At 73.7% G+C, this 7269-nt stretch carries 5 protein-coding genes; 3 read left to right on the top strand and 2 right to left on the bottom strand.

Annotated features, from left to right (window positions below):
• The first annotated feature begins 310 nt into the window (after positions 1–310).
• Together ACZ5Y0_RS34900 and ACZ5Y0_RS34895 are read left to right on the top strand one after the other, a co-directional pair.
• A complete protein-coding gene (locus tag ACZ5Y0_RS34900) occupies positions 311–3355 on the top strand; it encodes a helix-turn-helix transcriptional regulator (protein ID WP_469132674.1) in 3045 nt (1014 codons plus the stop codon).
• A 35-nt stretch (positions 3356–3390) separates the two neighbouring features.
• Positions 3391–3600: a DUF6191 domain-containing protein gene (locus tag ACZ5Y0_RS34895; RefSeq protein ID WP_469132673.1), complete on the top strand. Its 210-nt coding sequence runs from the start codon at positions 3391–3393 to the stop codon at positions 3598–3600.
• A 27-nt stretch (positions 3601–3627) separates the two neighbouring features.
• Here ACZ5Y0_RS34895 and ACZ5Y0_RS34890 read toward each other — a convergent pair whose 3' ends face one another.
• The gene (locus tag ACZ5Y0_RS34890; protein WP_469132672.1) at positions 3628–4782 is read right to left on the bottom strand and encodes a PQQ-dependent sugar dehydrogenase; all 1155 of its coding nucleotides are present in this window, start codon (positions 4780–4782) and stop codon (positions 3628–3630) included.
• Positions 4783–5140: 358 nt separating this feature from the next.
• On the bottom strand, positions 5141–6139 hold the full coding sequence (locus ACZ5Y0_RS34885; RefSeq protein WP_469132671.1) for an aldo/keto reductase: 999 nt from the start codon (positions 6137–6139) through the stop codon (positions 5141–5143).
• Between the two features lie 76 nt (positions 6140–6215).
• Between ACZ5Y0_RS34885 and ACZ5Y0_RS34880 the strand changes: the two genes are divergently transcribed.
• On the top strand, positions 6216–7181 hold the full coding sequence (locus ACZ5Y0_RS34880; RefSeq protein WP_469132670.1) for a 2-hydroxyacid dehydrogenase: 966 nt from the start codon (positions 6216–6218) through the stop codon (positions 7179–7181).
• Positions 7182–7269: the final 88 nt, after the last annotated feature.

Below are 7269 nucleotides of genomic sequence, written 5' to 3'. Positions count from 1 at the left end.
TCGGGCCAGGGGGGGGGAAAGGGGGGAGGGGAGGGGTGGGGGGTCGGGGGGGGGGGGTGGGGGGGGGGGGGGGGGGGGCGGGGGGGGGTTCCCCCCCCCCCCCACGCCCACGACGACCACCGGGGCGGGGACGACGACCACCGGGGCGACGACGACCACCGGGGCGGCGACAACTCACGGGACACCCATCACGATCGGACGGGTGACGCGGACGGGGCCACCGGTCACGGCCGGACCGGCGACGCGCACGGGGCCACCGGTCACGGCCGGGCCGCCGATATCCAGTGGGCCGGCCTCGTACCGCCGTGCGATGCTCGCCCCCGTGGAGAACAGGTCCGTCAGCCCCGTCTTCGTCGGCCGCACCGACGAGTTGGACACCCTGGACAACGCGCTCGCCCGCGCCGCCGCGGGGGAGCCGCAGGCTCTGCTGATCGGCGGCGAGGCCGGGGTCGGAAAGACCCGGCTCGTCGAGGAGTTCGCCACCGCCGCCGACCGCCGGGGAGCCGTCGTCGCGCTCGGCGGCTGTGTCGAGATCGGCGCCGACGGACTGCCCTTCGCCCCGTTCTCCACCGCCCTGCGCGCCCTGCGCCGGGCACTGCCGGACGAGCTGGCCGCCGCCGCGGCCGGCCAGGAGGAGGAACTCGCCCGGCTCTTGCCCGAGTTGGGGGAGACGAGCGGAGGCAGGCACGACGAGGAGAGCATGGCCCGCCTCTTCGAGCTCACCGCCCGCCTCCTGGAGCGCGTCGCCGCCGACCGCACCGTCGTGGTGGCCCTGGAGGACCTGCACTGGGCCGACGCCTCCACCCGCCACCTCCTCTCCTACCTGCTGCGCACCCTGCGCACCGGCCGCCTCGTCGTCCTCGCCACCTACCGCTCCGACGACATCCACCGCCGCCACCCGCTGCGCCCCCTGCTCGCCGAACTCGACCGGCTGCGCACCGTCCACCGCCTAGAACTGGCCCGCCTCACCCGCGAGGAGGTCGGCCGCCAGATCGCCGGCATCCTCGCCGCCGAACCCGACCCGGCCCAGGTCGACGACATCTTCGAACGTTCCGACGGCAACGCCTTCTTCGTCGAGGAACTCGCCGTCGCCGCCCACGAGGGCTGCTGCACCGGCCTCACCGACACCCTGCGCGACCTGCTGCTCGTCCGCGTCGAGACCCTGCCGGAGAGCGCCCAGAAAGTCGCCCGGATCGTTGCCGAGGGCGGCTCCACCGTCGAGTACCGACTGCTCGCCGCCGTCGCGCGGCTGACCGAGGACGACCTCATCGAGGCCCTGCGTGCCGCCGTCGGCGCCAACATCCTGCTCGCCACTCCCGAAGGCGACGGCTACCGCTTCCGCCACTCCCTGGTCCGCGAGGCCGTCGGCGACGACCTGCTGCCCGGCGAACGCTCCCGCCTCAACCGCCGCTACGCCGAGGCCCTGGAGGCCGACCCGACGCTGGTCCCCGCCGACGAGCGCGTCACCCGCCTGGCCAGCTACTGGTACCACGCCCACGACCCGGCCAAGGCCCTGCCCGCCGTCCTGGACGCCTCCGTCACCGCCCGCTCCCGCCATGCCTACAGCGAGCAACTGAGGCTTCTGGAGCGCGCGATGGAACTCTGGGACTCCGCCCCCGAGGACGTACGGAACCGGTTGCGCCCCCTCGACTACGCCGAGGCGTACCCCGCCTGCGGCTGCGACCCCGAGACCACCCCGCTGCGCTTCCTCGACCTCATGGCCGAGGCCGCCGTCGCCGGCCGTCTCTGCGGGGAACGCGAACGCGCCCTGAAGATCACCAAGCGGGCGCTGCGGCTCCTGGAGGACGAGGACGACCCGCTGCGGACGGCCTGGTTCTGGGTGCAGCGCTCCCGGCTGGTGCGCTCGTTGGGCCGGGGCAGCGGCCGGGAGGAACTGACCACCGCACAGGACCTGGTGCGCGGCCTGCCGCCCAGCGAGGTGCACGCCGAGGTGCTCACCCATGTCGCCAACTGGTCCATGCTGCACGCCCCCGGACCCGACGCCTACGCCGCCGCCGAGCACGCCGTGGAGTACGCCCGCATGATCGGCGTCCGCGAGATCGAACTCGACGCGCGCCAGATCCTCGGCGTCCTCATGGTCGACGCAGGCCATGTCGAACCCGGCCTCACAGAGCTGTACGACGTCAAAGACCAGGCCCTCGCGGCGGACATCCCGTCCGTCGCGCTGAACGCCTACGTCAACCTCCCCTCCGAACTCGAGGCGGTCGGCCGCTCGCGCGAGGCCCTGCCGATCCTGGAGGAGGGCATCGCCTACGCGCGACGGCACGGACTGTCCGAGACGGAGGCCTGGATCTGGGGCAACCTCGCGGAGTCCCTCCTACCGCTGGGCAGATGGGACGAGGTGGACCGCGCCTGCGCCGCCGTCGGACGCATCGGCCAGGGCGTGGGCATCCGGGGCGGGCACGCCACCCTGCGCGCCGAACTCGCCCTCCAGCGCGGAGACCTCGCCGAGGCCGGGCGCCGACTGGCCGAGGCGCGGGCGTATTTCAGCTCGCACGACCGCGCGCCCCAGCACGACCTCCCCCTCACCCGCCTCGCCGTCGCCCTCGCCGCGGGCGAGGGCCGGCTCCCGGACGCCCGCGCCCACCTCGCCCGCGCCCTCGACCAGGGCTTCCCGCCCGGTGCCCAGCGGTACGCCTGGCCCCTGCTCCTCATGGGGGCCGCCGTCGAGGGCGACGCCCGCGCCCTGCCCGCCGCCGAACCGGGCCGCGCCGAACTCCTCGAACGCATCCGGGAGGCCGCGAAGAAGATCGTCGCCGTCGTGCCCGTCTGGCAGGCCCATGAACGCTGGCTGCGCGCCGAGCTGCTGCGCGCCGAGGGCCGCGGCGGCCCCGAGGACTGGGCCGAGGCGGTCACCGCCTTCGAGAGGATGGAGCGTCCCTACGACCTCGCCCGCGTCCGGTACCGCCTGGCCGAGGCCCTGCTGACCGAGGGCGGCGAGGACGAACGCGACCGCGCCGCCGAGCTGCTCCGCCTCGCCCACGCCGTCGCCGCCCACCTCGGCGCCCGCCCGCTCGGCGACGCCGTCGCCCGGCTCGCCCAGCGCGCCCGGCTGGCGCTCACACCCGGTTCCCGCCAGGTCCCGGCCGCCACCGACCCGGTCGAGGCCCTCGGTCTCACCAGCCGCGAGCGCGACGTGCTGCGCCTGGTCTCGGCCGGCCGCACCAACCGCCAGATAGCCGAGGCACTCTTCATCTCCCCGAAGACGGCGAGCGTCCACGTCTCCAACATCCTGGCCAAGCTCGGTGTCTCCGGGCGGGGCGAGGCGGCGGCGGTGGCGCACCGGCTGGGACTCTTCCCGGCCGGGTCTCTCCAGGCGCCGCCCGTGGGGTGAGGCGTACGCTGGCGGGAACCGGCAGGGGAGGCGCCGTGTTCAACATGTTCGACGAACTGTTCGCACCCGGCCGCAAGCACACCCGCGACGAGCACAACCGCCTCGAGCTGACCAGGCAGGACGTCGGTGACGCCGACCCCGGTCACGGGCCGATAGACCTGGCGTCCGGGCAGGTCGTCGTCCGAGCGCCCGACCCCATGGACGAGGAGGCCGACGGGGCACCCGCGCGGGAGCCCCGCCACTGACAGCGGCGCCCTCTGGCGCCTGAGCCCTCAGCTCACCTCCAGCTCCAGGATCCGGTCGTCGCCCTCCTTCGGCGTGCCACGCCCGTCCGTGTTGCTCGTCGTCACCCACAGCTTGTCCCCGCCCGCCGCCACCACGGTGCGGAGCCGGCCGTACTCACCTTCCAGGAACGGCTGCGAGTCCGCCGACGCCGTCGTCCCCTTCAGCGGGACGCGCCACAGGCGCTGCCCCCTGAGCCCGGCCATCCACATCGAGCCCTCGGCGTAGGCGACACCGCTGGGCGAGGCGTCGGCGGTGTCCCACTGCGCCACCGGGTTGCGGTACTTCCCGTCGTCGGACCTGCCCTCGGCCTCCGGCCAGCCGTAGTTGCCGCCCGGCACGATCGCGTTCAGCTCGTCCCAGGTGTTCTGGCCGAACTCGGCGGCGAACAGGCGCTGCCTGGCGTCCCAGGCGAGGCCCTGCACATTGCGGTGGCCGTACGAGTACACCGGGGAGTCGGGGAAGGGATTGCCCGGGGCCGGCTCGCCTTCGGGGGTCAGCCGCAGGATCTTGCCGCCCAGGGATCCCTTGTCCTGCGACAGGCCCTGCTGTCCGCTCTCACCGGTGCCCACGTACAGCATCCGGTCCGGGCCGAAGGCGATCCGCCCGCCGTTGTGGATCACGCCCTTGGGGATGCCCCGGAAGACCGTGTCCGGTGCGCCCAGCTGCTCGCCGGCCGGCCGCTCGGCGTCGTACAGCATGCGGACGACGCGGTTGTCGGACGCCGAGGTGAAGTAGGCGTAGACCATGTGGTCCGAGGCGTAGTCCGGGGAGAGGGCGATGCCGAGCAGGCCGCCCTCGCCGGCCGCCGAGACGCCCGGCACCTCGCCCAGCTCGGTCTTCCTGCCGCTGGCCGCGTCGACGAGGGTGATCGTCCCCTCGTCGCGGGAGGCCACGAGCAGGCCGCCCCCGGGAAGCGGCGCGAGGCCCCACGGCGTGTTCATGCCCTCGGCGACGGTGCGCACCACCTTCACGGTGCCTTTCGCCGGCGGGGTCTCCTCGGCCGCCGGTGAGGAGGTCGCGGCCGTGGGACTGGCGGACGGGCTCGGGGCGGCCCCGGGGGAGCCTCCGTCGTCCGAGGAGCAGCCTGTCGTCAGCAGGAACACACTCGCGGCCAGTACGGCCGTCACTGCGCGACGTTGCACGATCTTGGTCCCTTCGACGCGGCGGTCCTGCGGCAGGTTCTCCCTGTCATACACCGCTCGCGCCCCATGAGTTCCCGATCTCCGGAACCCGACTCGGTGCGGTCCTCAAATTCTCCGAGGTCGCGGCTTCCCCGTGGCTCCGGCTTCTTGCAGGTCACGGCTTCTCCGCGGCCCCGGCCTCCCGCAGCCGGGATTCTCCGAGGTTCGGCTTGCCCGTGCCCGGACTCCGCGGTGCCCGGACTCCGCCGTGCCCGGACTCCGCCGTGCCCGGACTCCGCCGTGCCGTGCCCCCGACTCCGCCGCGACCCCGGACACCCCAGGGTTCGGGCTCGCCGGCGCCGGGCGCCACGGTCCTCAGTCAGTCCCACGAGCCCTGGGCCGCCGGTAGCTCCGCCAGCTCCGCCAGATCCCGCCCGGTCAGCCGCAGAACGGCCGACCCCGCGTTCTGCGCGACCCACCGCTCCTGCTTGGTTCCCGGCACCGGTACCACGTGCGGCCCCTGCGCCAGCACCCAGGCCAACGCCACCTGCGCCGCCGTCACGCCCTCGCCGTGCCGGGCGGCCACCCGGCGCAGGCCGGCGACGATCGGCTGGTTCGCGGCCATCATCTCGGCGGTGAAGCGGGGGTGCCGGGCGCGCATGTCATCGGGTTCGAAGCCCTCACCCGGCGTCAGCGTGCCGGTGAGGAAACCATTCCCCAGGGGCATGGCCGCCAGGAAGCCGATACCGCGGGCCTCGCACCACGGCAGCAGCGCGTCCAGCGCCTCCGGCGACCACACCGACAACTCCGCCTCCACCGCGCTCACCGGAAAGACCTGCTGCACCCGCCGCAGCTGCCGGATCGTCGCGTCGTACAGCCGCCCGCCCGCACGGCGCCCGCCCCGCGCCCCCACCGCGCACAGCCCCAACGCCCGCACCTTGCCCGCCCGCACCAGGTCGGCCATCGCTCCCCAGGTCTCCTCGACCGGGACCTCGGGGTCCGCGCGGTGCAACTGGTAGAGGTCGATGACGTCCGTCTGGAGCCGTCGGAGTGAGGCGTCACAGGCCCGTCTCACATACCCCGGACGGCCGTTGGCGACGATGTGCTGCTCGCCGACCAGCAGACCCACCTTCGTCGACACGAAGGCGTCACCGCGCCGCTCCTTCAACACCCGCCCCAGCAAAAGCTCGTTGGTGAACGGGCCGTACATGTCGGCCGTGTCCAGCAGGGATACGCCCAGATCCAGAGCCCGGTGCAACGCCCTCAGCGACTCGTCACCCCGCTGCCGCGACCCGCTGTAGCCCCAACTCATCGGCATGCAACCGAGTCCGACGGCCCCCACCGCGAGCGCCGCCGCGCCGATCGTCCTGCGCTCCACCTGCTCGTGACCCTCCCTCGCCCGGCCCACCAACCTAACCTCTGCACGCGGGCGTGCCTGACATAGCCTCCTGACCATGACTGCTGACGTGTGGCTTCCCGTCCCGCCGGACGAGATCGAAGGGCTTCCCGAGGGGCTCAACCCCCTCTTCTGGGACGGAGGCCCCACCGGGGAACAGGGGTTCCCCGGCGACCCCGCCGACTGTGTCTTCTACGTGGTGCCTTACATGAAGCGGCAGCCCGTGAAGGTGCGTCCGCTGGCGCGGATGCGCAACGTCCGGGTCGTCCAGACGCTCACCGCCGGCGTCGACGACGTCACCGCGCACCTGACCGACCTCCCGCCGGGCGTACGGCTGTGCAATGCGCGCGGGGTGCACGAGGCGAGCACCGCCGAGCTGGCGCTCACCCTCACGCTGGCCTCCCTGCGCGGCGTCCCGAAGTTCGTGCGCGCCCAGCAACAGGGCCACTGGCGGAGCGAGTTCCACCCCGCGCTCGCCGACAAGAACGTCCTCATCGTCGGGTACGGCGCGATCGGCTCGGCGATCGAGGACCGGCTCGTGCCCTTCGAGGTCGCGCGGGTGGCGCGCGTCGCACGCTCCGCGCGCACTACGGAGCGCGGTCCCGTGCGCCCACTCACCGAACTGTCCGCACTGCTGCCCGAGGCGGACGTCGTCATCCTCTCCACGCCCCTGACCGAGACCACCCGCGGGTTGGTGAACGCCGATTTCCTCGCCCGGATGAAGGACGGCGCGCTGCTGGTCAACGTCGCCCGCGGCGCGGTCGTCGACACCAAGGCCCTGCTCACCGAGCTGGAGAGCGGCCGCCTCACCGCCGCCCTGGACGTCACCGACCCCGAACCCCTGCCGCAGGAGCATCCCTTGTGGCAGGCGCCGGGCGTCCTGATCAGCCCGCACGTCGGCGGGCCCACGTCCGCCTTCCTGCCCCGCGCCAAGCGTCTGCTGGTGGACCAGTTGGGACGATTCGTGAACCGTGAGCCCCTGCGCAACGTGATCCTCACGACGGGCGCCACCGGCGAGGCGTGACGGCCCCGGCACCCGCGCGACCCGGTTCGAGCACCCTCCGCAGTCCTTCGCGCGCGGTCCGACCGGCATAGTCGCTGGTCGTCACTGA

This window comes from Streptomyces sp. NPDC033216 (assembly GCF_055577115.1).
The sequence above is the reverse complement of the archived record's forward strand: the minus strand, read 5'-3'. Positions and strand labels throughout refer to the sequence as shown.